Here is a 26,383-nt window from a genome sequence, read left to right as displayed (position 1 = left end):
GTGGTCCCCCGTTCCCCGGGCGCTGCTCGACCGACCGCCCCCCTCATCGCAGTTCGACGGTGATGTGCGGGGACAGGGCGCGGAGGAAGGCGGGTGCGTCGAAGGCCGCGCCGGCGGAGACGACGCCGACCGTCCTGGTGCGGCCCGTGAGCACGTGGTGCAGCGCTTCCACCGCCAGCGGCGCGCTGACTGCGTAGATGTCGCGGCCGGTCGCCACCGCGCGTCGTTCCCGGCCGGCCGAGCGGACGACGGCGTCGACGAGGAACGTCTGCGCCGACCGCCCGTGTTCGTCGATCGCGGCCGGCGCCGGTGTTTCCGGCGCCGCCAGGTCGCGCGCCGCCTCGACCGTCATGTAGGTGCGCACCTCGGGGATGGCCAGGTGGCTGGGGACGGTGACGACGTCGGCCATGGTGAACTCCCCGATCACGGACCGGACCCCCATGGGTTCGGGGAAGGTCCACTTCAGGGTCGGCGGGGCGTCGTCGCGGTATTGCAACCGCCCGTCGGCGTACACGACGCGTCGGCCGCCCCGGCGCTCCCGGGACACCGCGCCCGCGGTGCGGGTGCCGGCGGTGGGCTGCCAGCCGCTGAGGCCGTACGCCACGTGCGCCTCGTCGGCCGTCGTCCAATCGCCCATCGCCGCGGTGACGAGCAGGTCTCCGAGGCCGCCGAAGAAGGCCATCGCGGGGATGACCACGGTGCCCGCGGCGGTGGCCCGGTCCGTGAAGTGGGCGAACGTGTCGAGGTTCGCCTCGATCTCGGCGGCCACGTCCACGTACGGGATCCGGGCGCGGAGTGCCGCCTCGATCACCGGCGCGGCCGTCGAGGCGAAGGGCCCGGCGCAGTTGATGACGGCTGCCGCCCCGGCCAGCGCGCGGTCGAGAGCGGCCGGGTCGTCCACCGATGCCGGCCGGACGTCGAGCCCCGGGGCGGAGGCGGCCAAGGCCCGCAGTTCGACCGCGTCGCGCCCCGTCAGGACGGGGAGGAACCCCCGGTTCAGCAACTCCGTCACCACGAAGCGCCCGGTGTGCCCGTAGGCGCCGAACACCGCCACGGCCCGACTCGATCCCATCGCGTTCTCCCACTCGTCCTCGCTCGTTCAACTCTCAACATTCTTTCCTCGGCGGTGACTCGCCACCAGTGTCCGGAACGCCGTCGCCCGTACACTTTCGGACATGGCTACTGTCGCGCTGGCCGTCACCGACGGAATGCTGCACTTCGAACTCGCCGTGGCCCACGAGGTCTTCGGCGCCGACTCCACGGGCCCGACCGACGCTCCGTACGACGTGACCGTCTGCGGGCCGGGCCCGGTGCGCTTCGGCAGGTTCCGGCTGGAACCCGATCGGGGCCTCGACGGGCTCACCCGCGCCGACACGGTGATCGTCCCCGGCTGGGCCGATGTCGACGTGGACCCGCCCGCCGAGCTCGTCGACGCGGTGCGCGCCGCCCACGATGCGGGCGCGCGGGTGGCGTCCCTGTGCACGGGCGCGTTCGTGCTGGCCGCCGCCGGGCTGCTGGACGGCCGACGCGCGACCACGCACTGGGCGCACACCCGGGTCCTGGCCGCCCGGTACCCCCGGGTGGAGGTGGACCCCGATGTGCTCTACGTGGACGGCGGCAGCGTGCTCACCTCGGCGGGCAAGGCGGCCGCGATGGACCTGTGCCTGCACCTGGTCCGCCTCGACCACGGCTCGGCGGTCGCGAACGCGGTCGCGCGCCGCCTGGTCGTGCCACCGCACCGGGCGGGCGGCCAGGCCCAGTTCGTCAGCACCCCGGTGCCCGCCCGCGACGATCACCCGCTCGCCGATCTGTTCCCCTGGGCGATCGAACGGCTCGACCGCCCGCTCACCGTGGAGGACCTCGCCCGTCGCGCCCGGATGAGCTCGCGCAACCTGGGCCGGCACTTCAAGGTGGCGACGGGGACGACCCCGCTGCGATGGCTGCTGACCCAACGCATCCGCCGAGCGCAGGAATTGCTGGAGACCACCGACGAGAGCGTCGACGCCGTCGCGGAGGCCGTGGGCATGGGCACCTCCACGACGCTGCGCCGGCACTTCCACCGTACGGTCGGCGTTCCTCCGGACACCTACCGGCGCACCTTCCGCTCGCGGAGGCGGCCGGTCGGCGCGGAGTGACGGCGGAACCGCAGTGCCGCGGTTGCGCAGCGGCCCGCAGGCGCCCGGGCCGAGGGAGCGGCTCCGGAGGATCGTCAGGCGAGGAAGTCCGCGACCGTGGCGGCGAACCGGCGGGCATCGTCCACCCAGGGGTGGTGGCCCGCTCCGGGCTGCTGGACGAACACGGCGTCGGGGAAGAGCCCCGCGAAGGCGGCCACCGCCGCGGGCGGGCTGTTCAGGTCGAACTCGCCGGCGAGCAGCAGCACGGGAATCCGGCAGTCGGCGAGGGCAGCACGCGTCGCCTCCGGCGTGAAGGCCCCTTCCGCGCCGAAGAGGGCGACGGCCTCCGCGTTGGTCGGCAGGGCGGTCTCGTGGTGCTCGCGCGCCTCGGCGTCCCAGCGGCCGTGGAAGAAGGGGGCGACGGCATCCCAATCGGCGTCCGCACCCCGGGTGATCGCCTCCAACGCGGCGAACGCGGCCGGGAACCAGGGTTCGTCGCTCCGGCGCCCCGCGAGCTCCCGTCGCATCTCGCCGGTGATCGGGATGCCCACCGCCCGGGTGCTGGGGGCGATCAGGGCGAGCCTGCCGACGCGTGTCGGGTACCGGGCCGCGTACTGCACGGCCACGTTCGCGCCGGCGGAGTGGCCGAGCAGATCCATCCGGGGCAGGCCCAGGTGTTCGCGCAGGGCCTCCACGTCGTCGACCAGGCGGTCGCAGCGGTAGGAGGAGGTGTCGTCGGGAACCTCGGACCGGCCGGTGCCGCGGAGGTCCGCGACGACCAGTAGGTGGTGGGCGGACAAGCCGCCGAGGTCGCCCAGGTAGCGGGAGTCCGCGGGGCCTCCCGGGAGGCAGACGACCGGGGTGCCGGAGCCGTGCGTGCGGTGGGCGAGGAGGGTTCCGTCGGGTGCGGTGAAGGTGGGCATGGCGCTGGATCCTGCCGGCAACAACCAGGTTGTACAACCTGGTTATGAAGCGCGGCGCGGGGGTGTATAACCGACTCATGGAAGGCGAAGCACACCCGGACCCGCGGACGAGCGGGCGGACGGACCCACAGCCCGGGGCCCTGACCGAGCAGCAGGCCGAGCGGATGCTCGCCGAGATGAACGCGGTCATCCGCGCCGGCGAGGAGATGCGCAAACTGCGCTCCGAGATGATCAAACTGTTCGTCGGCTTCGGCTGGACGCAGGAAAGGATCGCCCGCCTCACGGACATGAGCCAACCCGCCGTGTCCAAGCAGGTGACGAAGTACGCGGCGGACGGGCCGGAACCCGCGGTGGGGCTCGACCTCGACCAGGACGACGTCCCGTGGCTGGAAGGGCGACTGTGGGGCCTCGCCGAAGAGGTCGCGGAGACCTTCGAGGCGGCGCGCTGCACGCGCCACGTCAACGCCATCGCCCGGGGCAGGAAGCGGTTCACGCCCCAGAGCGTGGACGAGCTGCGGCGCCTCCTCGAAGAGGACCTGACGCTCCCCCGGCAGGGCGCCACGGGCGCGTACCGGGCCGCGTACGACGAGATCTCGCGCGGCCTGGACGTTCCTTCGCGGGCCGCCTCCCCCGCAGCGGCCCCGGTGCGCCGGGCGCTCGCGCGTCAGATCCAGCGCGACCGGCTCAGGAACGACGCCTGAGCCACGGGTGTGAATCACGCCCGGGGCGCCACGGGTCAGCCCAGGCTCCAGGACCACGTGTCGTCGGCGGTGACCAGGGCGGCCAGGATCACGAGGTCGGCCACGCCCAGGGCGATGCCGAGGCGGGCGCGGGCGGGCCGCGCGGTGTTCCGCCACAGCGCGAGGGAGCCGAGGACGACGGCGGTCGGGCCGAGAATCAGGTTCATGACGAGGAGCCCGGCCAGGCCGAGCACGAAGGCGGTGACGGCCATCGCGTCGGCGTCACGGGTTCGGGCGCCGGTGCGGCGGGGCGGGCGGCCCCGCTCGGGGCTCCCGACGGTGGTTCGCGTGTCCGTGTCCATCACAGGCCTCCCCGATGGTGGTCGGGTCGGCCGGTACGGCGGCCCGACAGGCGTTCGCGTGCGGCGAAGAGGGCGAGCCAGCCGGCGATCGCGAGGCCGGCGACCAGGCCGACCGGCACCGGCACGTGGGCCACGGCCCCCAGGGCGACGCCCATGACGAGCAGAGCGGCTACGAGGAAGAGCACGAGAGTTCCTCCTACTTTCAGGTAACAGTTGTTCACTGACTACCCGGTTCAGTGGCCCTCAAGCCGGCGGGCGGCGACTGTGACGCGATTGACTGTCGTCATGAGCCAGAACACCGGTGTCCGCGAGGCCCGCCGCCGCCGCACCCGACGCGCCCTCCTCGACGCGGCGTTGTCGCAGTTGGAGGAGCAGAGTCTCGGCAGCCTCGGGCTCAGGGAGGTGACACGGGCGGCGGGTGTCACCCCCACGGCCTTCTACCGCCACTTCCGGGACATGGACGAACTCGGGATCGCGCTCGTCGAGGAGGCGCTGGCCAGCCTGCACGCGACGGTGCGGGAGATCCTCGCCCCGGCCGCCGACGCGGACAGGCGCGGCGACGACGCGGTGCGTCTCGTCGCCGAGTTGGTCCGCAGCCGGCCGGCGCACGTACGTTTCCTCGTCCGCGAGCGGCACGGCGGGGTCGCGGCGGTGCGGGAGTCGATCGCCGGACAACTCGACGGCTTCGCGCGCGAGATCGGGTCCGCGCTCGCGGCGGACCCGATCAGTTCGGGTTGGAGCGCCGAGGACCTGATCATGTTGTCCCGGCTCCTCGTGGACCACATGTTCATGACGGCCTCGGCGTGCCTGGCCGCCTCACTGCGCGGCGAGGACTGGGCGGCCGTCACCGACACGGCCCGCGGCCAGCTCCGGCTGATCCACCGGGGGCGCCTGCACTGGGTGGAATGAGCCGGGCGGAGGCGCCCCGGCGACAACCCGGGGCGGTCCGTTACGCGGCAGCGGCCTCCGCCGCGTCCAGGTCGACGGCGACGACGAGGAAGGCGTCCCGTTCCAGGTCCATCACGACGCTCGCGCGTTCGCCCCGGGACCGGCAGCGGGCCGCGTACTCCTCCGCCGGCCAACTGCCGTACGGATCACCGGCGGGAAAGGACTCCAACACCTTCGTACGGCGCATCGCCGCCACCTCCCTCACCGACCGACGGTCACTGCCACCCGTGTGCCCCCGACGACGCGACCCATGCGGCGCGCGGCGCACCCGACCGCGCACGGCCCGTCCCGCCCTCGGCGTCCGTCCCTCCCGGACGCGCCGGCGCCGGGCGTGCCGCAGGGCTTCCCGGTCCACGATCATGGGTGCATGCGCGCCGCCCGCCTCATCCGCATGGCCCTCCTGGTCCAGTCGAGCCCCGGCCTGACCGCCGCCGCCCTCGCGCGGGAACTGGAGGTCTCCGAGCGCACCGTGATCCGCGACGCGCAGGCCCTGCAGGAGGCTGGTGTGCCCATCCGGTCCGAGCGCGGCCGGTCCGGCGGCTACCACTTGGCGCCGGGACACCGGACCCGGCTCACCACGCTCCATCCCACCGAGGCGGAGACGCTCTACCTCTCGGGCCTGCCCACGGCCCTGCGCGATCTCGGGCTGTCGGACGCCGCGGACACGGCGCGGCTGAAGCTGTCGGCCACCATGCTGCCGTCGCTGCGGGCGGCGGCCGAGTCATCGACGCGCCGCTTCCACCTCGACGCGCCGGCCTGGTTCCGGGAGCCCTCCGCACCGGAACTGCTGCCGGAGTTGGCCCGCGCCGTGTGGTCCGACCGCACCGTCGAGTTGACCTATGCCCGGCCGGGCCGGGACGGCGCACCGCCCCGCACGGTGACCCGCCCGCTGGAGCCGTACGGGCTGGTCCTGAAGGCGGGCGTCTGGTACGTCGTGGGTCGCGTCCCGGCGCCGGGTCCGGTCGCCGATTCCTGGCGCACCTACCGCGTCGACCGCGTCACGGCGCTGACCGACGCCCCGCACGCCGCGGGCGACGATCCCGGCGCACCCTTCCTCCGGGACCCGTCGTTCGACCTCGCCGCGCACTGGCGGGCCCACTCGGCCGCCTTCGCCCGGGCGCTGCTGCGCACGACCGTCACCCTGCGCCTGACCGAACACGGTCTGCGCCGACTGCCGGCCGTGGCGGACCCGGCGGGCATCGGCGAGGCACTGGCCGCCGCGGGCGCGCCCGATCCCGTCGGGCGCGTCACGCTCGACCTGCCGGTCGAGTCCGAGGACGTCGCGTTCGCCACGCTCGTCGAACTGGGCGCCGACGCCGAGGTGCTGGCCCCGGAGGGCCTGCGGGCCCGCTTCCGCGAGCACGCGCGGGCCCTCGCCGCGCTGTACGGCGCGGAGCCGGATGATCAGCGGTAGTCGTCGGGCGATCCGTCCCCGCCGCCGTACTCGACGTCCTCGAAGTACGCCCAGGCGTCCGGCCGGCTGCCGTCCACGTCGACCACGCCGTAGGTCCTGGCGAGTTCGCCGCTGGACGTGGACTTCCCGTTCCAGCGGGCCGCCCGGTCCGGGTCGGCCGCGAGCGCGGCGACGCCGCGGGCGAGGTAGTGCGGGGATTCGGCGATGCCGAAGGAGGGTTCCCGCGCGACGGCGTCGCGCCAGTTCTCCTCGGTCACGCCGAAATGGGCGAGCATCTGCTCCGAACGCAGGAAGCCCGGGGTCACGGCGACCGCCGTGCCCCCGTACTCCGCGAGTTCCTCACCGAGTCCGAAGGCGATCCGGATCGGGGCGTTCTTGGCGAGGTCGTAGTAGAGGTTCTCGCGGTAGCGGCGGTTGGAGACCGCGGTGCCGTCGGTGACCTCCACGTGCAGCGGCCCGTCCGAACGGACCAGGAGCGGGAGGGTGAGCGCCGCGGTGATCACGTGCGAGCGCACGCCGAGTTCGAGGATCCGCAGACCGTCGGCGAGCGGCGTCTCCCAGCTCTTCTTGCCGAAGACCGATCCGGTGAGGAGGTGTTCGCCGCCCCAGAGGTCGTTGACGAGGATGTCGAGCCGCCCCTGTTCGCGGTCGATGCGTGCGACGAGGGCGCGTACGCGGTCCTCGTCGAGGTGGTCGGTGGGGACGGCGATGCCGGCGCCGCCGGCCGCCGTGACGAGTTCCGCGGTCTCCTCGATGGTCTCCGTGGTCCGGCCCACCTCGCTGACGTGCTCGCGGGTGGTGCGGCCCGTGACGTAGACGGTGGCGCCCGCGCGGCCGAGTTCGACGGCGAGCGCCCGTCCCGCTCCGCGTGTGGCGCCGGCGACGAGCGCGATCCGGCCGCCGAGCGGGCCTCGTCCGTCGGTGGGTTGGGTGTCCGTGTGGGTCTGCATGTCACCACGATGAACGCCAAAGGTGACAGATCACGTCACCTTTTCCAGGACTTTCATCCGGTGCACGGCCGCGGCGCCGCCGATCCGAGGGAGCGGCAGGCCCCGGCGGGCGGGATGCGCGGCGGAACGGGCGTACGGCGGAGCGGATGCCCGGCCGGGTGGTCGACGCCGGCCGGGCACCCGGTTCGGGGCCGCCTCAGAGGGCGGCGTCGGGGTCCTGCACACCCTCCTCGGGCTCGTCGAGGGAAATGTCGTCGCGACGCGGGGCGTCCTCGACGGTGTCGTCGGTGAGCGCGTGGTTCCTGACTCCCATCGGCGTCTCCTCGATGTGCCGGCGGTGAGGTCTCCAAGCTGACACGGAAAGTCACACGCTGCACACTGGAACCACACACGGAGTGATTGTCGGGTGTGTCCCGCCTTCCCAAGGAGCACAGCGTGCCGGAACGACAGCAGTACGAGGACCCCACGGCCATCACCGTGGTCCTGCCCGGCGACACCCGTGCCGTGACCCTCCGGCTGCCCCGCGAGGCCGGTCGCGGCCCGCGTCCGACGGCGGCCGGCGACTACTGGTTCAGCGACGAGCCCGTCGCGCGGATCGTCGACGGCCGTGTCATCGGCTGAACCGCCCCCGTCGCGGCGGGTCCCGTGCCCGCCCCGGCGTTCGTGGCGCGACCCGGCAGCTGAACGCCGCCGGACTGGGCAGGCGGGCAGGTGACCCGGCTGCTCCGAGAAAGGACGCGAACCGTGACACGACAGAGGATCCTCGTGGTGGGCGCAGGCTTCGCGGGGGTGGAATGCGTACGCCGTCTGGAACGCAGGCTGTCCCCCGACGAGGTCGACATCTGCGTGGTCACCCCGAACTCCTATCAGCTGTACCTCCCCCTGCTCCCCCAGGTGGCCTCCGGCGTCCTGACGCCGCAGTCCATCGCGGTCTCCCTGCGCCGCAGCAGCCGGCACCGGACCCGGATCGTCCCCGGGACGGCCATCGGCGTCGACACCCGGGCCAAGGTCTGCATCGTCCGCAAGATCACCGGCGAGGTGACCGACCACGCGTACGACCACCTCGTGCTGGCGCCCGGCAGCGTCACCCGCACCTTCGACATCCCCGGGCTCCTGGAGCACGCGCGGGGCATGAAGACCCTCGCGGAGGCCGCGTACCTGCGCGACCACGTCATCGCCCAACTCGACCTGGCGGACGCCAGCCAGGACGAGGCGGAGCGGGCCGCCAGGCTCTGCTTCGTCGTGGTCGGCGGTGGATACGCCGGCACCGAGACGGCCGCGTGCCTCCAGCGGCTGACCGACCACGCGGTGAAGCGCTACCCGAGGCTGGACCGGCGACAGATCAGTTGGCACCTGCTGGACATGGCGCCCAGGCTGATGCCCGAACTGGGCGACTCGTTGGGGCAGGCGGCGCTGGACATCCTGCGGCGCCGCGGCATCCAGGTGTCGTTGGGGGTGAGCGTCGCCAAGGCCGGGCCCGAGGAGCTGACGTTGACCGACGGGCGCGTCCTGCCGAGCCGCACCCTGATCTGGACGGCCGGCGTGGCGGCCAGTCCCCTGATCGGCACCATGGACGCGGAGACGGAGCGGGGGCGCCTGGTGGTGACCCCGGAGATGACCGTCCCGAACGCGCCCGGGGTCTTCGCCCTGGGTGACGCGGCGGCCGTACCCGACCTCGCCAAGGGCGGGAGCGGCTCGATCTGCCCGCCGACCGCGCAGCACGCCCTGCGGCAGGGCCGCACGCTGGCCGACAACGTGATCGCCTCGCTGCGCGGGCAGCCGCTGCGGCCGTACGTGCACAAGGACCTCGGCCTGGTGGTCGACCTCGGCGGCACCGACGCCGTGTCCAAGCCGCTCGGCATCCCGCTGCGCGGCGTCGCGGCCCAGGCGGTGGCGAGGGGGTACCACTGGACGGCGCTGCGCACGAACGTGGCCAAGACCCGGGTGATGACCAACTGGCTGCTCAACGCCGTCGCCGGGGACGACTTCGTGCGCACCGGTTTCCAGTCGGCGAGGCCGCCCACGCTGCGGGAGTTCGAACGGACCGACCGCTACCTCACGCCGGCGCAGGTACGGGAGCACACGGAGGGCCTGAGCGCCGCGGGCTGACCGCCGCGGCGGAACGAGCCGGCTTCAGCCCGGTGGACGCGGCGCGCGGTCAGGCGCTCCGGGCCGCCGGGCTGCGCGGGGGCGCCAGCCGCAACGGTCCGGCGACGGCGATGTGGAAGTCGGCCAGGCCGACGGCCAGGGCGGCGCGGGAGGCCGCCGGCATGGTGGCCATCGCCTCCGTCAGGGCGGCCTCCCGGCGGGCCCGCAGCTCGTCGAGGTACTTGCGCCCGGCGGGCGTCAGCTCCAGTCGCAGTTCGCGGCGGTCGTCGGGGCGCGTGTGCCGTTCGAGGAACCCGGCGGCCTGGAGCCGGTCGCAGAGCCGGGTCACCGAGGGCGCCGCCGCTCCCAGCAGTTCGCCGAGCGTCCGCAGGTTGATCTCCTCGTTCCGCTCGATCAGGAAGAGGACCCTGGCCTGGGAGGAGGAGACGGGCGGCGCGCACACCGTGTCGCGGCCCCGCTCCCAGACGACTTCCAGCAGCTCGATCAGATCGCTCATCCCCGCGACCGCCGACGGGGCGCGTGGGGAGGGGCTGGGGCCCTGACTCATGTGACACTCCCTACCGGACGTACGAGCTGCCCCTGCGGGCGGACCCGGCGGCTTGGTGGCTCCCCCATCTAAACAGTTCCCAGGAGAGGCAGGATCCAGGACGGTGGCACGACCCGACGAAGTAGAGGGCGAAGTGGCGGGCGCTCTGAGGCGCGCCGCGCCGCACGAGGTGTTCGAAGAGGTCCGCGGTCTCCTGGCCGGCCGCTATCGTGCGCACGCCGAACTGCTGATGGCGGACTACGCCCTGACCAGCCTGCGGCCCGTCACCGACCGGCCGGACACGGCCGAGTCCGTGTCGGTTCGCACGAGCGCTCCGGGACGGGCCTTCGGCTCGCAGGAGGCCCACGTCGTCAGCCGGGGGTCCGAGGTTACCGTCCACCTGCCGGTGAGCGTACGGGGTGACCGCCTCGGGGTCCTGAGCGTGGGCTTCCCGGCGGACGCGTACGCGCCCCGGCTCCTCGGGGAGCTGCGGGAGGTGGCCGACGCCCTGGGCCACGAGATCCTCGTCGCCGACCGCGACACGGACCTCTTCCTGCGGGCGAGACGGGCCACCCGACTCACCCTCGCGGCGGAGATGCAGTGGGAGTTGCTGCCGGGCCGGTCGTGCTCCCGGCCCGAGTACGACCTCGGGGGGCAGTTGGAGCCCGCCTACGCCATCTTCGGCGACAGTTTCGACTGGTCGGCCTCCGCGGACGACCTGACCTTGACCGTGAACAACGGCATGGGTGACGGGATCGACGCGGCCCTGCTGACCAGCCTCGCCGTGAGCGCCGTGCGCAACGCCCGCCGGAGCGGTCTCGGCCTCGTCGACCAGGCCTCACTGGCGGATCAGGCCGTCTACGGCCAGCACCAGGGGCGCCTGCACCTCGCCATGCTCCTGCTCCGCTTCGACCTGGACACCGGTGAGGTCGAGGTCATCGACGCGGGATCGCCCCGGATCTGGCGGCTCCGGCAGGGGACCGTGGAGACCGTCGACCTGGAGGCGCAGCTGCCGCTCGGCATGTTCGAGGACACCGTCTACACCTGCCAGCGGTTCCGGGTGCTGCCCGGGGACCGGCTCTTCTTCCTGAGCGACGGTGTCTACGACGTCGTGTCCCCGGGCGGGGAGCCGTACAGTCTGCGCGCGCTGAGCCGGGCCATCATGAACACCAGGCTGCTTCCTCCCTCGCAGGTGCCACAGGCGATCCTGGGGGAGCTGGGAGAGCATCGGGGCGAGGAGATCCAGGCCTCGGACGACGCCATGGCCGTCTGCCTCGACTGGTACGGACGGCCGGGCGCGGAGGCGGGCGGGTCGCGCGAAGGATAATTGACCGGTTCAAATATTGCCTAACGGCAAATGATCACTCTAAGCTCACCCCCGACGCAACCGGGCGTCCCCCGGGCGCACGCGCTCCGTGGCGAGAGGGGATGGCGCGCCATGGGGAGCACGATCGGCCTGGGGTCACCCCAACCCGCAGGCCGCACACCGCGGCCGACGAGCCCTCCCCCACCGGCCTCCTCCATCGAGCAGGACCGGTCCCACGCCCTGTGGAGCGGCCTTCCGCCGTACGTCCTGCTCATCGAGGACGACGAGGGGGACGCCCTCCTCGTCGAGGAGCTGGTCGAGGACAGCGGCGTCGACCTCCGCCTCGGCCGGGCCAGGTCCCTGTCGGACGCCCTGTCCCGGCTGGAGACCGAGCCGCCCCAGTGCGTCCTGCTCGACCTGCACCTCCCCGATGCCCAGGGACTCGACGGCCTCACGAAGGTGCTGGCGGCCTCCTCCGAGGCCGCGGTGGTGGTCCTCACGGGGCTGTCCGAGGAGCAGGCGGGGCTCGGCGCCGTGGCGGCCGGGGCCCAGGACTACCTGGTCAAGGGCCGCCTGGAGGCCGACGTCTTCGTCCGGGCCATCCGCTACGCGATCCAGCGCAAGCGGACCGAGCTCGCCGCGGTCGCCCTCCAGGCGAGCAAGCTGCGGGCCGAGGAGAACGCCCGCCTGGAGCGGGGCCTGCTGCCGACCCCGCTCCTGCTGGACGACGCCGTCACGGTGGTCGCCCGGTACCGGCCCGGCCGCGCCCAGGCGCTCCTCGGCGGGGACTTCTACGACGTCGTCCAGACCCGCGACGGGGCCACGCACGCCGTGGTGGGCGACGTGTCGGGCCACGGGCCGGGCGAGGCCGCCCTCGGGGTGTGCCTGCGCGTGGCGTGGCGGGCCTTCGTGATGGCGGGCGCTCGGGGCGAGGAACTGCTCAAGCTCCTGGAGGAGATCCTGCTGGCGGAGCGGTCCGGACCCGAGATCTTCGCCACACTCATCGCCGTCACCCGTCCTCCCGGCGCCGACGTCATCTCCGTGCAGCGCGCGGGGCACCCCGGCTTCCTGGTCAGGTCGGCGGCGGGGGTCGACCTCGTGGAGGTTCCCGGGGGTCCCGCCCTCGGCATCATGCCCGGCTGGGGCGCGGACTGGCCCGTGACCGAGGTGCCCCTGGCACCGGACGGCGCCGTGATGCTCTTCACCGACGGTCTGATCGAGGGGCGCGTGGGCCCCGGCTCCGAACGCCTCGACGAGACGGGCCTCCTCGACATCGCCCGTCGGCACTCCGGGCTGCCCGCCGAGGCCTTCGTCGACACCCTCATCCGGGCGGCGCAGGGCCGGGCCGCGGACTGGGGCGGGCTGGCCGACGACGTCGCCGTACTCCACCTCGAATGGAACACCCCCTCGTGAACGCCCGAGAACGAACCGACCCCACTCCCGGTGAGGCCGCTCCCACCGAGCCCCTCCCCACCGAGCCTCCTTCCGCCGCGCTCCCCCCTGCCGGGGTCCCGGTCGCCGCGGCCGGTCGCGGGGGTGCCAGCCTGCGGGCCTGGCTCACCACCGTCCTCGCCGTACTGGCCCTCATGGTCGTCGGCACGGGCGCGGTCGGAGCGACCCTGCTGTCGAACACCACCGAGGCGGGCGACCGGCTCGTCGACGGGATCCTCCCGGCGCAGCGCGACGCGCTCCGGCTGGAGGCGGCCCTGCTGGACCAGGAGACCGGGGTCCGCGGCTACCTCCTGGCCCGCGACCCGGCCCTCCTGGAGCCGTACGAGCGCGGCCTGGAGAGTGGCCGCCGGGCGGCGGAGCGGCTGTCGCTGGTCCAGAACGAGAACGCCGGGGTGCGGGCCGATCTGGTCGCCGTGCAGGACGCCGTGCGCGTCTGGCAGGACGAGTTCGCGACCCCTGCCGTCGCCGCGGTGCGCGCCGGCGGGGAGCCTCCGTCCGTCGTGGCGGGCAAGGAGAAGTTCGACGAGGTGCGCCTGCGGCTCGCGGAGCAGCAGGCACGGCTGGACCGTGTCCAGACGGACGCCCGCGCCACCTTCGGGGAGGCCCGGGTCCAGCGCGACCGGATCCTCCTGGCGATCGTGGCGGCGTTCCTGTTGGCGGGTGCCTGCCTCGGGTTCCTGCTCCACGTGGGCGTCCTGCGTCCGCTCGCCTCGGTGCGGACGGCGTCCCAGCGGGTCGCGGACGGGGAGTTCGAGCGAAAGATCCCCGAGGCCGGGCCGGCCGACCTGCGCTCGCTCGCCCGCGCGGTGGAGGCCATGCGTCGTCGGACCGTCGAGGAGTTGACGGCTTCGCAGCGCAACGCGCGGGAGCTGAACCGCACGGCTGCGGAGCTGGACGCCCAGGCAGGTGAACTTCGGCGTTCGAACGCCGAGTTGGAGCAGTTCGCGTACGTGGCCTCGCACGACCTCCAGGAACCGTTGCGCAAGGTCGCCTCGTTCTGCCAGTTGCTGGAGAAGCGCTACGGGCAGCAACTGGACGAGCGCGGTGTCCAGTACATCGCGTTCGCCGTCGACGGCGCCAAGCGGATGCAGGTGCTGATCAACGACCTGCTGGCGTTCTCCCGGGTGGGCAGGGTCCAGGACGCGCGCGAGACGGTCGCGCTGGACTCCACCGTCGACCGGGCCATGCGCAACCTGGCCGCCGCCGTGGAGGAGCACTCCGCCGAAATCACCCGGCCGGATCGGCTCCCCGAGGTACTGGGCGATCCGACGCTCCTCACCATGCTCTGGCAGAACCTGGTGGCCAACGCCGTCAAGTTCCACTCCCCCGGGCTCGCTCCCCAGGTGGAGATCTCGCTGCTCGACGAGGCCGCGACGGAACCCGGATTCCACACCTTCGCCGTCACGGACAACGGGATCGGCATTCCCGCCGAGTTCGCCGAGAAGGTGTTCGTCATCTTCCAACGGCTGCACGGCCGGGAGACGTACGGTGGCACCGGGATCGGGCTCTCCCTCTGCAAGAAGATCGTCGAGCACTCAGGGGGGCGCATCTGGATCGACACGGCCCACACGCCGGGCACCCGGATCATGTTCACCCTGCCCGTGCTCGCCCCGGACACCACCGCGAGCGACCCGGCCCCCGCATCCGATTCCGCAGTAGACGAAGGAACCAGCCGATGACCACCCCCACCTCCGGGCCCGCGACGGCGCCCGCGGAGATCCTGCTCGTCGAGGACGACGCGGGAGACGAACTCATGACCCGCGAGGCCTTCGAGGACAACAAGATCGGCAACGTCCTGCACGTCGTGCGGGACGGCCTGGAGGCGCTGGACTTCCTCTACCGCCGCGGGGACCACGCCGGCGCGCCGCGCCCGGACCTGATCCTCCTGGACCTGAACCTGCCCAAGTACGACGGCAGGCAGGTCCTCGAACAGATCAAGACGGACCCGGACCTGAGCCACATCCCGGTGGTCGTGCTCACCACCTCGGCGGCCGAGGAGGACATCCTGCGGAGCTACAAACTGCACGCGAACGCCTACGTGACCAAGCCGGTGGACCTCGACCAGTTCATCCGGGCGATCCAGCAGATCGACGACTTCTTCGTCACCGTGGTGAAGTTGCCCCGGGCATTCTGAAAGCGCAGGAGAGGAAGTGGGAAACGTGGACACGCAGAGCGGCGACGCCCGCAACTACGTCGAGACGCGGTCCGACGGGACCGTACGGATCATCGTGATGGCCGGCGAGTTCGACATGGACACCGTGGGTGAACTGCGGACGGCGATGGATCCCGAGGTCGTAGGCATCGAGCGGTTCGTGCTGGACGTCTCCGGTGTGACGTTCGTCGACTCGACCGCCCTCAGCATCATGCTTCAACCCGCCCTGAACCGGCCGGTGGTGCTGGCGGGGACGGTCCCGAGCCGCCTCGCGCGGCTGCTGGAGGTCACGGGCGCGGGCCGGGCGTTCGCCACGGCTCCGGACGTGGCCGAGGCGACGGTCGTGGAGCTCCCTCCGCGGCGGAACTGAGCCCTGGTGGCGTGGGGCCGGAGGAGGAAGGTGTTTGCCTCTGCGATTGCGGGGGCCCGCGCGGGGCAGACGGACACGGTCCGACCGCGACGAGACCGAAGAGGAGGTGAACGGTGCTGCCCGCTGACGGCACACCGCCGCACCCGGTCCCGATCAACGCCATGCAGGCGCGGGATCATGTGCGGTCGCTCATCGAGGCCTCCGGGATCGCGCGGGACGGAGCCGCCGCGGAGGACGCCCTGACCGACGCGCTGCTCGTCACGTCGGAGTTGGTGACGAACGCGATCCGACACGGGGGCGGGATCGTCGATTTCAGCGCCTCCGTCGCCCCGGACGGACTCCGGCTCGCGATCACGGACGCCAACAGCGACAGCCCCGTCACGCTGCCCCGGCCCCCGGGAAGCCTCGGCGCGGGCGGGTTCGGGTGGCCCCTGATCCGTCGGCTGACGCGAAGCGTGACGATCCGGCCGACCCCGCAGGGGGGCAAGCGCATAGAGGTCGTCATGCCGCTGGACGGCGCGGACCGGTCCCCGGACTTCCCCGACCTGCGCTGATTCCCGCTCCTCCCCCGTTTCAAGGGCCGGTTTCCCGGTCACACGAGGAAGCGCGCCCTCCTGGTGCGCGTGACCGAGATGGGGGGACTTCCGTATGACGACACCCGAGGAGGACGCGAGGGCGTCCGCGCGGGGACCCGCGTCGGTGGGCCGCGACATGGTGCTCGCGGTGGGGTTGGTGGGCATATGCGCCGGCGGGCTGGCCGTCTTCCTCAAGACCACGGCCGCGGCCGGGACCGGACTGCCGCTGGTACCGGTCGCGACGGTCGCCGTCCTGACGATCGGGGTGGTCCTGGCGAAGTGGAGCGTGGCGCCCGTGCGGCGCCGCCCCCGCAGGAGGCTCCCGGTGGGCCCGAGCGGGTACGAGTTCGTGGCACCGCCCGCGGACGTCCCCGAGGTGGCCGGCGAGGCACTGGACCACGCCGCGGTCGACGCCGACGGTTTCGAGCACACGGTCGCCGCGCTGTGCGCGCGGGACGGCTGTTCCCCGGTGGAGGTCGTCGGGGGCGCGGGTGACCTGGGCGCCGACGTCATCGCGACGACCCCCGACGGCCTTCGGATCGTCCTGCAGTGCAAGCACTACGCCGAGGACAACCGGGTCGGCTCGCAGGACCTGCAGCGGTTCGGCGGCACCTGCTTCGCGGTCCACGAGGCGGACATCGCGATCGTCGTCACCACCAGCTCCTTCACGGGGCCCGCGGCGGAGTACGCGGCGGCCTGCGGCATCCTCTGCGTCGACGGCGCCGCGCTGGCCGCCTGGACCGACCAGTCCGCGCCGCCCCCGTGGGAGGCCGACGCCCCGTGACCCACCGGCCGCGTGCCGCCGACACGGGCGGGGCGCGGGTCCTGCCGGCGGTACGCGCGGCCGTGGAGCGTACCGTTCCCGTGCCCCGAACGGCCGTACGGGGCGGTGCAGCCGCCGCGGGGGATGCAGGCTGGAGGGAGTATGGGCCCCGCCGGGGGCCGGACCGGGTCAGGAGGTGTGGCGATGGCCGGCTTGGAGTCCCTGGCGTCGTTCGCGCCGTTCCTCGTGCCCGTGGTCACCGGCCTGGTGGGCGGGATCAGCCTGATCATCAGGGACCGCCGCGACTCCCGGAGCGCTGACCACCACTACCGCAAGCGCCTGGAGCGGGCCCAGCTGGAGGTGCAGTTCATCACCGGCTGGATCGAGGCGAAGAAGCTCGCGCCGACCGCCTCGGCCACGGCCCCGGCTCCGGGGCGGGCACCGGAGCCGGGCCGATGGCTCGACGAGTGCTACGCCTCGGTACGCGGCTTCGAGGTCGCCTCCCGCCACCAGCGGGGAGGGCCGGGCCGGCTGAGGCGACTGCTCCTGCTGCGCCCGCTCCGCGGCCGCCCGGCCCAGGCCATGCAGGTCCTGTACTGGATCTCGCTGCTCATCTTCAACGGGGCTCTCGCCTGGTGGGTGAGCATGATTGTCGACGGTCCGCCCGCCTTCTTCGGGAACGACCCCGAGTCCCGGTCCGACGACGTCGACTCGGTCCTGGGAGTGGCCGGCTCCTTCCTGCTGGCGGCCGTGGTCCTGTGGGTGTGGGCCGTACACCTGGACGCCGCGGACGCGGGGGACGAGCACGCCGCGCGGATCGACACGGCGGCGTGGGCCGCGCAGGAGGACGCGCGCCGCCTGGCCGCGCGCGGGAAGCCGGCCCGCACGGGCGGGAAGAGGGCCCGGGGGAAAGACGCGGGGCGGGACGGCGATCCACCCGATCGGAAGGGCGACGCGGGACCGGACGGTCCCGCGGTCTGACCGACCCCGTCGCTCATCCCTCCCGCGCGCTCCCTCCGCCTTGCCCGGGGCCTCATGCCGGCGGCGGCCCCTGCACGAAGGTCCGGGCCTCGGCGAATTCCTCGCGGTAGGCCTGCTCCGCGACCTCCAGGTAGCCGAAGGCGTCGTCGCCGACCGGGATCCGCAAGGGGGTGGGGGTGTCGGCGGCGACGATGCCGAGGACCCTCGCGGCGAAGTCCTCGGGACGACCCGTTTCGGGGTTCTCCGCGAGGCCGCGCGCCCCTTCGAGCATCTCCCGGTTCGTGGCGTCGTAGGCGGGGATCCTCCGACGTGCCTCGGCCATGGACGTTCCGTAGCGGGTGGCGAACATGCCCGGTTCCAGTACGGTGACGCGGATGTTGTGCGGGGCCGCCTCGACGGCGAGGGCCTGGCTCATCCCTTCGAGTGCGTGTTTCCCGGCGACGTAGGCGGCCAGGCCGGGGAAGGCCATCCGGCCGACCACGGAGGAGACGTTCAGGATGTGGCCGTGCCCCTGCGCCCGCATCAGCGGCAGGACGAGACGGGCGAGCCGCCAGGGGCCGACGACCAGGGTTTCCAGTTGATCGCGCAGCTCGCTGTCGGAGACCTCCTCGACCGCGCCGAACAGGCCGACGCCGGCGTTGTTGACCAGGACGTCGATGCCGCCGAGACGGTCGAGGGCCGTGCGGACGGCGTCCTCGCAGGAGGCCGCGTCACGCAGTTCCAGCGGGACGGGGAGGATGCGGCCGGGCCAGGCGGCGGCCAGTTCCTCCAGGTCGGCGGTCTTGCGGGCGGTGACCGCCAGTTCGTCCCCGGCCCGCGCCGCCGCGGTGGCCAGCGCGTGCCCGAGGCCCGATGAACATCCCGTGACCAGCCAGCGTCGTCCCATGCGTTCCCCCGTCGTGGTCGTGGTGCCCGTAGGAGTCGTGCCGGCGCGCACGGCGGTTCCGATGGCTGTCCCGTGCGGCCCGGCGAACGAACCGTCGCGTTCCGGCCGGCCGGAACGCGACGGCAATTCATCGTCAGGGGGCTCGCGCCCGGCGACCATCCCTCTCGTGGGGGCGTGCGGAGGCGCGCGGGCGCACGTTCGGGCGCACGGCCCGGGTCCGCTCCCGCGACGTCAGCGGGGCATGCGCCCCGCGAGTTCCCGCGCCCTCGCGCGCAGGCCGTCCGCCCAGGCCACACCGTCCGCCGGTACGGACATCCCGGTACCGGCGGAACCCTGCACGTCCTGGAACGGGGGCTCGCACCCGGCGGCGAGGAGCGTCCAGTTCACCCGTACCCCGGCCCGCTCCGCGAGGACCAGCACGGTCGCGGTGAACCCCTCGGAGAGCGCGAGCGTGATGGCGTGGCCCGTCCTGCGGTGCCGCGCCAGCAGGGCGTTGACGAAGATCTCCAGGGTCTCGGGGGTGATCTCGCTTTCGTCGTTCCCCAACTCACCGATCCCGGACGGCAGATCGAGCTCCGCCTCGAACAGGGCGACATGTCGCTCGAACAGACGGGCGGCCCCGTTGGACGGGTTCCACAGACACTCGTCGCCCAGCAAGAACAACTGACTCATCGCCGCCCCCTCAACCGATCTCGAAGGCGCACCCTATCCGCCCCCACGGGCCGCGTGTCGCGGGCCCGGGCCACCCGGTGCCGTGAGGCAGGACCCCGGCGCGCCTCGCCGCCGCTCCCCCGGTTGCGCCGCCGCCCGACGCGTTCCGTCGCCGTTCACGGTCCGCCCATGTCGTGTGGGGCGATTGTTCGGTCCGGGCCGCGAACCTCGGGCGGTCCTGAGCTCACGAACGAGCTCCACGATCCTCGGGAAGTACACCGTGACCGCATCGCGCGCACCCCGTCGGCGCCGCACCCTCGCCCTCCGGCTCGCCGTCGCCCCGGCGTTGGCCGCCACCCTGACGGCCGCCCCCGCCCAGGCCGCACCGGCCGACGACATCCGCATCAACGAGGTGGTGACGACGGGCGACATCGACGACTCCATCGAGCTGTACAACAAGGGCGGCGCCTCGGTCGACGTCTCGGGCTGGATCCTCAAGGACGACGCCAACGGCTCGAAGTACAAGATCGCCTCCGGTACCACCCTGGCTCCCGGGGCCTTCCGTTCCTTCGACGTCCACTCCTCGTTCGGTCTCGGCTCCTCCGACAAGGCGCGGCTGTACCTGCCGGACGGCAGCACGCTCGTCGACAGCTTCACCTGGAGCAAGCACTCGGACCCGTCGTGGTCGCGCTGCCCCGACGGCACCGGAGCGTTCAAGGTCGCCGCGCGGACCCTCGGCGCCGCCAACTCCTGCGGCACCGGCGGCGGCACCACCCCGGTGGCCTGGCCCGGCGGTTCCTCGGTGGCGACCGCCGACGCCTCCGACGTGTTCGGTCAGGACCTGAGCGGACTCCAGCAGGACGGCGCCGTGATGTGGGGCGCCCAGAACTCCGGGAAGCTGTGGCGACTGGTCCGAAACGGGTCCGGTGGCTGGACGCCCGACACGACCGCCGGCTGGTCCTCCGGCAAGGCCCTGCGCTTCCCCGGCGGCTCCGGGACGCCGGACGCCGAAGGCGTCGCCGTCACCGGCTCGGGCGCGGCCGGTGGGGTGTTCGTCGCCTCCGAGCGCAACGGCGACGCGTCCGGCACCAGCCGACTGTCCGTCCTGCGCTACGACGTGAGCGGGTCGGCCGGCACCCTGACCGCCACCCGCGAGTGGAACCTGACGTCGGACCTGCCCGCGGTCGGGTCCAACCTCGGCCTCGAAGCGGTCACCTGGGTCCCGGACGACCACCTGACCAGCGCCGGCTTCACGGACGCCTCGACCGGGGCGGCGTACGATCCCGCCCGCTACGGCGCCCACACCGGCGGCGTGTTCTTCGTCGGCGTCGAGGGCACCGGCATGATCTACGGCTACGTCCTCGCCGAGTCGGGAGGCCACACCCGTGTCGCCGCCCTCAACAGCGGCATGTCGGGGGTGATGGAACTGCAGTGGGAGCCGCAGGCCGCCCGGCTGTGGGCCGTCTGCGACGACACCTGCTCCGGCCGGACCACCACCCTGCGGGTCGACGCGTCCGGGGCCTTCGCCAGCGTCGCCGTCCACAACCGCCCCACCGGCATGCCGAACCTCAACAACGAAGGCTTCGCCATCGCCCCGGCCGCCGAGTGCGTCGCCGGAACCAAGCCCGTCGTCTGGTCCGACGACAGCAACACCGGCGGTCACGCCCTCCGCAGGGGCACCATCGACTGCTGACGCGTCACATCCCACGGCCCGGGACGGCGGACCTCCCGTCCCCCGGGCCGGCCGGACGCACGGCGGGCGGCCGCCCTCGGCATCCTCACCGATCGAGGTCGGGGCCGGGGGCCGCCCCTCCGACCGCCCCGATGCCGGCGATCAGCACGTCGAGGCCGCGCTTGACGCGGTCCACCTCCCAACCGCGCTCGGCGCGCTGGAAGTCGAAGAGGCCGGGCGTGTACGCCATGAGCAGCAGGTCGGCCAGGTAGGCGGCGTCCACGGCGGGAGCGAGCTCCGCCACCATGCCCGCGATCTGCTCGTGGTGACGACGGAACGGGGCGCTGCGGTAACGGCCCGCCGGCGCGCTCGCCTCGGCCAGGAGCAGCAGTTCCCGGTTGGCGTCGACGAGTTCCACCAGGCCGTGCAGGAAGGCGCGCAGGCGGTCGGCGGCCGGCGGTGTCGTTCCGCCCTCGCAGTACCGTGCGAACGCCTCCTGGAAGCCGGTCTCGTTGTCCTCGATCAGCGCGTAGACGAGCCCCGCCCGGTTGTGGAAGCGCCGGTAGACGGTACCGACCCCGACCCCGGCCTCCTTGGCCACGGCGTCCAGGGACAGGCCGGCGGAGCCGTCGGCCGCGAGCAGCCGCCGGGTGGCGTCGAGGATGCGGAGTCGGTTGCGGGCGGCATCGGCGCGCTCGGTGGGGGCGGTCATGCGGAGGAGCGTAACGGACGGAGCGGAGAGCTCTCCGGTTAGCCTTGAAAACCGGAGACTTCTCCACTTAAGCTTGCGTCGACCCAACCGGAGATCCCTCCGGTTCAGGACCGGGCTCCAGCACGCCCCTCGCAAGGAGATCGCCGTCATGACCATCGCACCCGACACGACAGCCGCTCCCCTCCTCGACGGCCGGATCATCGGCATCACCTACCACGCGATAGCCGCCGTGCGGGACCAGCTGCTCGCCTCGCTCGGCTTGACCTTCCACCGGTCCGTGGCGCTCAAGGCGGTCGCCGACGGGCTCGACCGGGCCGCCGTGGTCGAGCACGTGACCTCGACGCTCAAGGTCGACGCGGCGCGGGCACACGCACTGCTCGACGAGCTCGCCGGCGACGGGCTGCTCACCGGCCCCCGGCCGTCCCTCACGGACCTCGGCGCAAGCCTCCACCAGGGCTTCACCGACGCCGTCTCCGGACTGACCGAGCGGCTCTACGGCGACCTCCCGGCGGCCGAACGGGAGATCGCGGCCCGCGCCCTCGCCCAGGTCGCCGCCAGGGCGAACGCCGAACTCGCCGCACTGGCCGCCCCCTCCACGCAGGTCTGACGCCGCCCGCGGGCCGGGGAACCACTACGGTCGACAGGCCCCGGTCAACGGCGTGCCCGCTCCCGCCGAACCGGGGCCGGCGGTAGATTGCCGCCCGTGTCCGAGCATCCGCGCGACTTCGTCGGCTACGGCGCCGAGCCGCCGCACGCGGCCTGGCCCGGTGGCGCCCGCGTCGCCGTCAGCCTGGTCCTCAACTACGAGGAGGGCGGGGAACGGAACGTCCTGGAGGGCGATGCCACCTCCGAGGGATTCCTCCACGAACTCGTGGGCTCGCCGCCCGTCGTCGGCGGGCGCGATCTGAACGTCGAGTCACTGTTCGCCTACGGTTCGCGCGCCGGATTCTGGCGCGTCCACCGCACGCTCGCCGCGCACGGCGTGCCGCTCACCGTGTACGCCGTGGCCCAGGCACTGGAACGCAACCCGGACGCGGCGCGGGCGATGGCCGCCGCCGGCTGGGAGGTCGCGGGCCACGGCCGGCGCTGGATCGACTACCGCCAGGTGCCCGAGGCCGTCGAGCGCGCCGACATCGCGCGCTCGGTCGCGACGATCGAGCGGCTCGTGGGCCGCCGGCCCGTCGGCTGGTACACCGGCCGGACGAGCCCCCACACGCGGCGGCTCGTCGTCGAGGAGGGCGGGTTCCTCTACGACTCCGACGACTACTCGGACGACCTGCCCTTTCTCGTGGAGGCGGCCGGACGCGAGCACCTCGTGCTCCCGTACAGCCTCGACGCGAACGACTTCAAGTTCCTGATCGTCCACGGATTCACGACCGCCGACGACATGCTCACGTACCTCATCGACACGTTCGACGCGCTGCACGCGGAGGGCGCCGACCGCCCCCGCATGATGAGCGTCGGCATGCACTGCCGGATCATCGGCAGGCCCGGTCGCATCAGGGCGCTCGACGGCTTCCTCGAACACGTCGCACGGCGCGGCGGTGCCTGGGTCGCCACGCGCGAGCAGATCGCACGGCACTGGCTGGCCACCCACCCTCCGGCCCGCTGAGCACGAGGAGCGGAGCGGTGGACGGGTGACGGACGGGGCGTCGCTCGGTTCGCGACGCCGGTCAGGCCTCGGCGGCGGCGCGGTGGGACCAGGCGGGCCGACGGGCGGGATGCGTGAACACCGACACCGGGACGGGCACGGTCGTGGTCGCCGCCGGGAACAGGGGCGTGGCCCGGTGACGGGCGGCGGCGACGAAGGCCGTGACCGCGAGCGCGGCGCAGCCCGCGCCGGCCAGCCAGAACGCGGTCCGCGGGCCCAGGGACTGCGCGACGACGCCGGTCAGGGGTGCGCCGATGGCTGCCGACCCGAGGGTGAACAGCATGCCCAGTCCGGCCGCCCGGCCCTGGAGGGCGGGGCCGGCGCCCAGCTGGAGGGCCGTGCTGGCCGTCGTCGTGAAGCACAGTGCCGCGGCTCCCAGGGGCACCAGGACGACGCCGAACGCCTGCAGGGAGGGGGCGAATCCGGCGGCCGTCTGGAGGACCGCCAGGGCCAGGGCGCTCACCGCGAGGACCCGGATCGGGCAGGCGCGCAGTCGTGAGGCGAGCAGGGCGCCGCCGAGGGCACCGACCGCCAGCATCGTGCTCAGCAGGCCGAAGGATTGCGGTGCGGCGCCGAAACCGGTGGTGGCCAGCGCCGGGAGCAGGACCGCGAAGTTCAGCCCCACCAGACCCATGAGTCCGCTCAGCATGAGGATGCACCGCAGCTTCGGGTGGGCGGCCACCTCGCGGATGCCTCCCGACGCCCGGCCCACACCCGCGGCCGGGAGACGCCGGGGTGACGCGCCGGCGCCGCGTCGCGCCGACGCGGACAGGACGCGGTCGACGGCCGGCGCGGCCTCGTGGCCCCCGGGCGACCGGACGGCGAGCAGGGTCGCCGCGCACAGGACCGTCAGGCCCGCGCAGAACAGGAACGTCCAACCGATGCCCAGGCAGGCGATGACGAGTCCGGCCAGTGCGGGGCCGATGATCCGGGCGAGCTGGAAACCGGCCGCGGCCAGCCCCGTGGCACCGCGGCGGGCGTCCTGGGGGACGAGCTGGGGGATGAAGGCCTGACGTGTGGGGCCCTCCAGCGCCGACACCAGGCCGAGCAGCCCGGCCAGGACGCAGACCGACCACATCCGTGCGGTACCGGTCAGTACCAGCACGGTCATGGCGAGCGCCAACGTCACACTGAACGCGTTGCACAGGAGCATCAGGGAACGTCGACGGCACCGGTCGGCGACCGATCCGCCCCACAGGCCGCACAGCAGGGCCGGCAGGCACTGCACGGTCACGACCAGTCCGACCGCGGCGACGCTTCCGGTGAGATGCAGCACCAGCCAGTCCTGCGCGGTGCGCTGCACCCAGGTTCCGGTGCCGGCCACGGACTGGGAGAGGAGGAACAGCCGGAAATCGCGGGAGGCGAGTGCGCCCTTGCGCGCGGCGGCGGTGCGCAGGGCCCGGGAGGGTCCGGCGAGGGCGGTGATCAGGCTGCGGAGGGTGCTGCGGAAGCTGCACATGGCACGAACGCTCCTGGGCGGGGTGGGGTCGTGGCGTCCGCGCCGGTGGTGACGGCTGCGCGCGTCCCGGTCGGCGGGGTGCGGGCGGTTTCGCCGGTGGCGGGCGACGCCGTCCGCGGAACCGGTGGCCCTGTGCGTGGGGCGGGCCTGCTCTCCTGCGGACTCCCTCGACCATAGGAAGGGACCCGGGCCGGCGGATTCCCCCAGGAGGGCCCCGGGCAGGATGAACGTCCTCGCCGACCGGAAGGCCCGGACGGACCGGAAGGCCCGGACGGTCACGTCGTCGGGCGCTTCCGTCAGCCGGTCGGTCGGGTCGGACCGGGCGGCAGGGGTCGGCCCGTCCCACGGCCGGCCGGTGGTGTCAGGGGCGGGGGTGGACACCGTCGCAGGCGATGTCGAGCCGGCGCGGGCCCCGCAGTACGGCGTTGCGGCGGTAGGGCGGCGGATCGGCGAGCAGGCGGGGGCGCTCCAGGCGCGTGGCGAGGCGGGTCAGTGCGATCTGGGCCTCCAGCCGGGCCAAGGGGGCCCCGAAGCAGCTGTGGATGCCGCTGCCCAGGCCCAGGTGGGTCAGGTCCCCGCGGTCCGGGTCGAAGCGCTCCGGCCGGTCGAATCGTTCCGGGTCGCGGTTTCCGGCGGCGAGGACGAGCCAGATCGACGCGCCGCGGGGGATGGTGGTGCCACGGACCTCGATGTCGGTGAGCGGGGTGCGCTGCGGGAGGAGTTGGACCGGCGGCTCGTAGCGCAGCAGCTCCTCGACCAGGGGCGCCGCGTACCCGGGGTTCTTGCGCAGCCGGTCGAGGGCCTCGGGGTGGCGGAGCAGGGTGAGCGTGCCGTTGGCGATGAGGTTGACCGTCGTCTCGTGTCCGGCGATGAGCAACAGGGCCGAGGTGGTGAGGAGTTCGATGGTGCTGAGGGGGCCGTCGGGGCCGGTGGCGGCGGCCAGTTGCGAGAGCATGTCGTCGCCGGGCTTGTGGCGTCGTTCGTCGATGAGCTCGGCGAGGTAACCGCCGAGCGCGAGCCGCGCGTCACGGGAGGCGTGCCGGCGTCGTGCGGGGTCGGGGTCGTCCGGGTCGGGGTCCAGGCTGGCGGCGATGGTGTCCGCCCAGGTGTGGAAGCGCGCCTCGTCCTCGCGGGGAACTCCCAGCAGACGGCAGATCACGGTCACGGGGAACGGGTAGGCGAACTGGCTCACCACGTCGATGTGCCCCGGGTCGCCCTGGGCGTCGATCCCGTCGATGAGGTCGTCGACCGCGGACTCCAGCTCGGGGCGCATGTCGTGCACCCGGTGCGGGGTGTGCGGCGGCCCGAACTGCCGCATGGTGGCCCGGCGCAGCCGGTCGTGCTCCGGCGGGTCCAGCCGCAGGAAGCTCGGCGGGAGTTGACCGGACCCGGCTCCCGCCGGGTCATCGGGGGTGTTCGCGGATCCGCCCTCGGCCTCGGCCAGCGGGTCGGTGGCCGAGGTGGCCAGGTTGCGGGATTCCGAACTGACCCGGGGATCGTGGAGCAGGGACTGGATGTCCCGGAAGGAACTGATCACGTACGGGCCGTCGGCCTCCTGGTAGACGGGGGTGGGCCGCAGCCGCTCGTAGAGCGGGTACGGGTCGGCACGGTTCTCGTAGTCGAGGATGCGGTGCAGGAGGTTCTGGCTCACGGTGTACTGCCCTTCGGTGGGGGACGCGCCACGCCCGGGCCGCCCCGCGCGCGGCGCGGAGCGGCCCCGACGGGCT

Annotated in this window: 29 protein-coding genes; 17 read left to right on the top strand and 12 right to left on the bottom strand. The window is 73.4% G+C overall.

The features are described 5' to 3' along the window. Positions 1–43 precede the first annotated feature (43 nt). Entirely contained in the window at positions 44–1,072 is a 1,029-nt protein-coding gene (locus ACZ58N_RS23835; protein WP_471163307.1) for a saccharopine dehydrogenase NADP-binding domain-containing protein, read from the bottom strand. A gap of 103 nt (positions 1,073–1,175) precedes the next feature. Here ACZ58N_RS23835 and ACZ58N_RS23830 point away from each other — a divergent pair, with 103 nt between their 5' ends. After that, positions 1,176–2,135: a helix-turn-helix domain-containing protein gene (locus ACZ58N_RS23830; protein WP_471163304.1), complete on the top strand. Its 960-nt coding sequence runs from the start codon at positions 1,176–1,178 to the stop codon at positions 2,133–2,135. Between the two features lie 74 nt (positions 2,136–2,209). On the opposite strand, the gene ACZ58N_RS23825 is transcribed toward ACZ58N_RS23830, so the two are convergent. After that, positions 2,210–3,037, bottom strand: a complete 828-nt coding sequence (locus ACZ58N_RS23825; RefSeq protein WP_471163302.1) for an alpha/beta fold hydrolase — start codon at positions 3,035–3,037, stop codon at positions 2,210–2,212. Positions 3,038–3,114: 77 nt separating this feature from the next. On the opposite strand from ACZ58N_RS23825, the gene ACZ58N_RS23820 reads away from it, so the two are divergent. Then, entirely contained in the window at positions 3,115–3,738 is a 624-nt protein-coding gene (locus tag ACZ58N_RS23820) for a sigma-70 family RNA polymerase sigma factor (protein ID WP_471163300.1), read from the top strand. Positions 3,739–3,773: 35 nt separating this feature from the next. Here ACZ58N_RS23820 and ACZ58N_RS23815 read toward each other — a convergent pair whose 3' ends face one another. Together ACZ58N_RS23815 and ACZ58N_RS23810 are read right to left on the bottom strand one after the other, a co-directional pair. Next, positions 3,774–4,079, bottom strand: coding sequence for a DUF4190 domain-containing protein (locus ACZ58N_RS23815; RefSeq protein ID WP_471163297.1), 306 nt, complete (start codon positions 4,077–4,079; stop codon positions 3,774–3,776). Further along, on the bottom strand, positions 4,079–4,264 hold the full coding sequence (locus ACZ58N_RS23810; protein WP_471163295.1) for a hypothetical protein: 186 nt from the start codon (positions 4,262–4,264) through the stop codon (positions 4,079–4,081). The genes ACZ58N_RS23815 and ACZ58N_RS23810 overlap by 1 nt, the downstream gene beginning before the upstream one ends. A 100-nt stretch (positions 4,265–4,364) precedes the next feature. Between ACZ58N_RS23810 and ACZ58N_RS23805 the strand changes: the two genes are divergently transcribed. Continuing rightward, positions 4,365–4,988, top strand: coding sequence for a TetR family transcriptional regulator (locus ACZ58N_RS23805; protein WP_471163292.1), 624 nt, complete (start codon positions 4,365–4,367; stop codon positions 4,986–4,988). A gap of 40 nt (positions 4,989–5,028) precedes the next feature. On the opposite strand, the gene ACZ58N_RS23800 is transcribed toward ACZ58N_RS23805, so the two are convergent. Beyond that, positions 5,029–5,214 carry a hypothetical protein gene (locus ACZ58N_RS23800; RefSeq protein WP_471163289.1) on the bottom strand — a complete coding sequence of 62 codons (186 nt, stop codon included), beginning with the start codon at positions 5,212–5,214 and terminating at the stop codon, positions 5,029–5,031. 180 nt (positions 5,215–5,394) lie between these two features. Between ACZ58N_RS23800 and ACZ58N_RS23795 the strand changes: the two genes are divergently transcribed. Next, complete coding sequence (locus ACZ58N_RS23795) at positions 5,395–6,441, top strand: helix-turn-helix transcriptional regulator (RefSeq protein ID WP_471163287.1); 1,047 nt, start codon at positions 5,395–5,397, stop codon at positions 6,439–6,441. On the opposite strand, the gene ACZ58N_RS23790 is transcribed toward ACZ58N_RS23795, so the two are convergent. Beyond that, entirely contained in the window at positions 6,432–7,391 is a 960-nt protein-coding gene (locus tag ACZ58N_RS23790; RefSeq protein ID WP_471163284.1) for an SDR family oxidoreductase, read from the bottom strand. The genes ACZ58N_RS23795 and ACZ58N_RS23790 overlap by 10 nt on opposite strands. A 435-nt stretch (positions 7,392–7,826) precedes the next feature. On the opposite strand from ACZ58N_RS23790, the gene ACZ58N_RS23785 reads away from it, so the two are divergent. Both ACZ58N_RS23785 and ACZ58N_RS23780 read left to right on the top strand, forming a co-directional pair. After that, positions 7,827–8,012, top strand: a complete 186-nt coding sequence (locus ACZ58N_RS23785) for a hypothetical protein (protein WP_471163281.1) — start codon at positions 7,827–7,829, stop codon at positions 8,010–8,012. A 123-nt stretch (positions 8,013–8,135) separates the two neighbouring features. Then, complete coding sequence (locus tag ACZ58N_RS23780; protein ID WP_471163278.1) at positions 8,136–9,500, top strand: NAD(P)/FAD-dependent oxidoreductase; 1,365 nt, start codon at positions 8,136–8,138, stop codon at positions 9,498–9,500. 49 nt (positions 9,501–9,549) lie between these two features. Here ACZ58N_RS23780 and ACZ58N_RS23775 read toward each other — a convergent pair whose 3' ends face one another. After that, positions 9,550–10,047 carry a MarR family winged helix-turn-helix transcriptional regulator gene (locus ACZ58N_RS23775; protein WP_471163275.1) on the bottom strand — a complete coding sequence of 166 codons (498 nt, stop codon included), beginning with the start codon at positions 10,045–10,047 and terminating at the stop codon, positions 9,550–9,552. A 103-nt stretch (positions 10,048–10,150) separates the two neighbouring features. Between ACZ58N_RS23775 and ACZ58N_RS23770 the strand changes: the two genes are divergently transcribed. The 8 genes from ACZ58N_RS23770 (at position 10,151) to ACZ58N_RS23735 (ending at position 17,625) form a co-directional block, all read left to right on the top strand. Next, positions 10,151–11,353: a PP2C family protein-serine/threonine phosphatase gene (locus ACZ58N_RS23770; protein WP_471163272.1), complete on the top strand. Its 1,203-nt coding sequence runs from the start codon at positions 10,151–10,153 to the stop codon at positions 11,351–11,353. Between the two features lie 111 nt (positions 11,354–11,464). Beyond that, entirely contained in the window at positions 11,465–12,745 is a 1,281-nt protein-coding gene (locus ACZ58N_RS23765) for a PP2C family protein-serine/threonine phosphatase (protein ID WP_471163269.1), read from the top strand. Continuing rightward, the gene (locus ACZ58N_RS23760; RefSeq protein WP_471163267.1) at positions 12,742–14,463 is read left to right on the top strand and encodes a sensor histidine kinase; all 1,722 of its coding nucleotides are present in this window, start codon (positions 12,742–12,744) and stop codon (positions 14,461–14,463) included. The genes ACZ58N_RS23765 and ACZ58N_RS23760 overlap by 4 nt, the downstream gene beginning before the upstream one ends. Continuing rightward, positions 14,460–14,918 (top strand): response regulator, encoded by a 459-nt coding sequence (locus tag ACZ58N_RS23755; protein WP_471163264.1) that lies wholly within the window; start codon positions 14,460–14,462, stop codon positions 14,916–14,918. Before ACZ58N_RS23760 ends, ACZ58N_RS23755 begins: the two co-directional genes overlap by 4 nt. Positions 14,919–14,943: 25 nt before the next feature. Continuing rightward, positions 14,944–15,306 (top strand): STAS domain-containing protein, encoded by a 363-nt coding sequence (locus ACZ58N_RS23750; protein WP_471163261.1) that lies wholly within the window; start codon positions 14,944–14,946, stop codon positions 15,304–15,306. A gap of 113 nt (positions 15,307–15,419) precedes the next feature. Then, on the top strand, positions 15,420–15,860 hold the full coding sequence (locus tag ACZ58N_RS23745; protein ID WP_471163258.1) for an ATP-binding protein: 441 nt from the start codon (positions 15,420–15,422) through the stop codon (positions 15,858–15,860). A gap of 94 nt (positions 15,861–15,954) precedes the next feature. After that, the gene (locus ACZ58N_RS23740) at positions 15,955–16,665 is read left to right on the top strand and encodes a restriction endonuclease (protein ID WP_471163255.1); all 711 of its coding nucleotides are present in this window, start codon (positions 15,955–15,957) and stop codon (positions 16,663–16,665) included. Positions 16,666–16,848: 183 nt separating this feature from the next. After that, positions 16,849–17,625, top strand: a complete 777-nt coding sequence (locus tag ACZ58N_RS23735; RefSeq protein ID WP_471163253.1) for a hypothetical protein — start codon at positions 16,849–16,851, stop codon at positions 17,623–17,625. Between the two features lie 52 nt (positions 17,626–17,677). Here ACZ58N_RS23735 and ACZ58N_RS23730 read toward each other — a convergent pair whose 3' ends face one another. After that, complete coding sequence (locus ACZ58N_RS23730; RefSeq protein WP_471163250.1) at positions 17,678–18,511, bottom strand: SDR family oxidoreductase; 834 nt, start codon at positions 18,509–18,511, stop codon at positions 17,678–17,680. 231 nt (positions 18,512–18,742) lie between these two features. Further along, on the bottom strand, positions 18,743–19,183 hold the full coding sequence (locus ACZ58N_RS23725) for a DUF6086 family protein (protein WP_471163248.1): 441 nt from the start codon (positions 19,181–19,183) through the stop codon (positions 18,743–18,745). Positions 19,184–19,442: 259 nt separating this feature from the next. Here ACZ58N_RS23725 and ACZ58N_RS23720 point away from each other — a divergent pair, with 259 nt between their 5' ends. Beyond that, positions 19,443–20,855, top strand: coding sequence for a lamin tail domain-containing protein (locus tag ACZ58N_RS23720; protein ID WP_471163245.1), 1,413 nt, complete (start codon positions 19,443–19,445; stop codon positions 20,853–20,855). Positions 20,856–20,940: 85 nt separating this feature from the next. Here the strand turns inward: ACZ58N_RS23720 and ACZ58N_RS23715 are convergent, their stop codons facing one another. After that, on the bottom strand, positions 20,941–21,546 hold the full coding sequence (locus tag ACZ58N_RS23715; RefSeq protein WP_471163242.1) for a TetR/AcrR family transcriptional regulator: 606 nt from the start codon (positions 21,544–21,546) through the stop codon (positions 20,941–20,943). Positions 21,547–21,694: 148 nt separating this feature from the next. Between ACZ58N_RS23715 and ACZ58N_RS23710 the strand changes: the two genes are divergently transcribed. Then, positions 21,695–22,153 (top strand): hypothetical protein, encoded by a 459-nt coding sequence (locus ACZ58N_RS23710; RefSeq protein WP_471163240.1) that lies wholly within the window; start codon positions 21,695–21,697, stop codon positions 22,151–22,153. Between the two features lie 96 nt (positions 22,154–22,249). After that, the gene (puuE, locus tag ACZ58N_RS23705) at positions 22,250–23,158 is read left to right on the top strand and encodes an allantoinase PuuE (protein ID WP_471163237.1); all 909 of its coding nucleotides are present in this window, start codon (positions 22,250–22,252) and stop codon (positions 23,156–23,158) included. A gap of 61 nt (positions 23,159–23,219) precedes the next feature. Here the strand turns inward: puuE and ACZ58N_RS23700 are convergent, their stop codons facing one another. Further along, the gene (locus ACZ58N_RS23700; protein ID WP_471163234.1) at positions 23,220–24,656 is read right to left on the bottom strand and encodes an MFS transporter; all 1,437 of its coding nucleotides are present in this window, start codon (positions 24,654–24,656) and stop codon (positions 23,220–23,222) included. Between the two features lie 361 nt (positions 24,657–25,017). After that, positions 25,018–26,307 (bottom strand): cytochrome P450, encoded by a 1,290-nt coding sequence (locus tag ACZ58N_RS23695; protein ID WP_471163231.1) that lies wholly within the window; start codon positions 26,305–26,307, stop codon positions 25,018–25,020. Positions 26,308–26,383: the final 76 nt, after the last annotated feature.

The organism is Streptomyces sp. NPDC040432, from assembly GCF_055595445.1.
This window is presented reverse-complemented; position numbering and strand designations above follow the sequence as displayed.

Bases quoted from the DNA above. Each gene is read 5' to 3' on its own strand.
- ACZ58N_RS23835 (WP_471163307.1), bottom strand. From the start codon at position 1,072: ATGGGATCGAGTCGGGCCGTGGCGGTGTTCGGCGCCTACGGGCACACC.
- ACZ58N_RS23830 (WP_471163304.1), top strand. From the start codon at position 1,176: ATGGCTACTGTCGCGCTGGCCGTCACCGACGGAATGCTGCACTTCGAA.
- ACZ58N_RS23825 (WP_471163302.1), bottom strand. From the start codon at position 3,037: ATGCCCACCTTCACCGCACCCGACGGAACCCTCCTCGCCCACCGCACG.
- ACZ58N_RS23820 (WP_471163300.1), top strand. From the start codon at position 3,115: ATGGAAGGCGAAGCACACCCGGACCCGCGGACGAGCGGGCGGACGGAC.
- ACZ58N_RS23815 (WP_471163297.1), bottom strand. From the start codon at position 4,079: ATGGACACGGACACGCGAACCACCGTCGGGAGCCCCGAGCGGGGCCGC.
- ACZ58N_RS23805 (WP_471163292.1), top strand. From the start codon at position 4,365: ATGAGCCAGAACACCGGTGTCCGCGAGGCCCGCCGCCGCCGCACCCGA.
- ACZ58N_RS23800 (WP_471163289.1), bottom strand. From the start codon at position 5,214: ATGCGCCGTACGAAGGTGTTGGAGTCCTTTCCCGCCGGTGATCCGTAC.
- ACZ58N_RS23795 (WP_471163287.1), top strand. From the start codon at position 5,395: ATGCGCGCCGCCCGCCTCATCCGCATGGCCCTCCTGGTCCAGTCGAGC.
- ACZ58N_RS23790 (WP_471163284.1), bottom strand. From the start codon at position 7,391: ATGCAGACCCACACGGACACCCAACCCACCGACGGACGAGGCCCGCTC.
- ACZ58N_RS23775 (WP_471163275.1), bottom strand. From the start codon at position 10,047: ATGAGTCAGGGCCCCAGCCCCTCCCCACGCGCCCCGTCGGCGGTCGCG.
- ACZ58N_RS23765 (WP_471163269.1), top strand. From the start codon at position 11,465: ATGGGGAGCACGATCGGCCTGGGGTCACCCCAACCCGCAGGCCGCACA.
- ACZ58N_RS23755 (WP_471163264.1), top strand. From the start codon at position 14,460: ATGACCACCCCCACCTCCGGGCCCGCGACGGCGCCCGCGGAGATCCTG.
- ACZ58N_RS23740 (WP_471163255.1), top strand. From the start codon at position 15,955: ATGACGACACCCGAGGAGGACGCGAGGGCGTCCGCGCGGGGACCCGCG.
- ACZ58N_RS23735 (WP_471163253.1), top strand. From the start codon at position 16,849: ATGGCCGGCTTGGAGTCCCTGGCGTCGTTCGCGCCGTTCCTCGTGCCC.
- ACZ58N_RS23730 (WP_471163250.1), bottom strand. From the start codon at position 18,511: ATGGGACGACGCTGGCTGGTCACGGGATGTTCATCGGGCCTCGGGCAC.
- ACZ58N_RS23725 (WP_471163248.1), bottom strand. From the start codon at position 19,183: ATGAGTCAGTTGTTCTTGCTGGGCGACGAGTGTCTGTGGAACCCGTCC.
- ACZ58N_RS23715 (WP_471163242.1), bottom strand. From the start codon at position 21,546: ATGACCGCCCCCACCGAGCGCGCCGATGCCGCCCGCAACCGACTCCGC.
- ACZ58N_RS23710 (WP_471163240.1), top strand. From the start codon at position 21,695: ATGACCATCGCACCCGACACGACAGCCGCTCCCCTCCTCGACGGCCGG.
- ACZ58N_RS23700 (WP_471163234.1), bottom strand. From the start codon at position 24,656: ATGTGCAGCTTCCGCAGCACCCTCCGCAGCCTGATCACCGCCCTCGCC.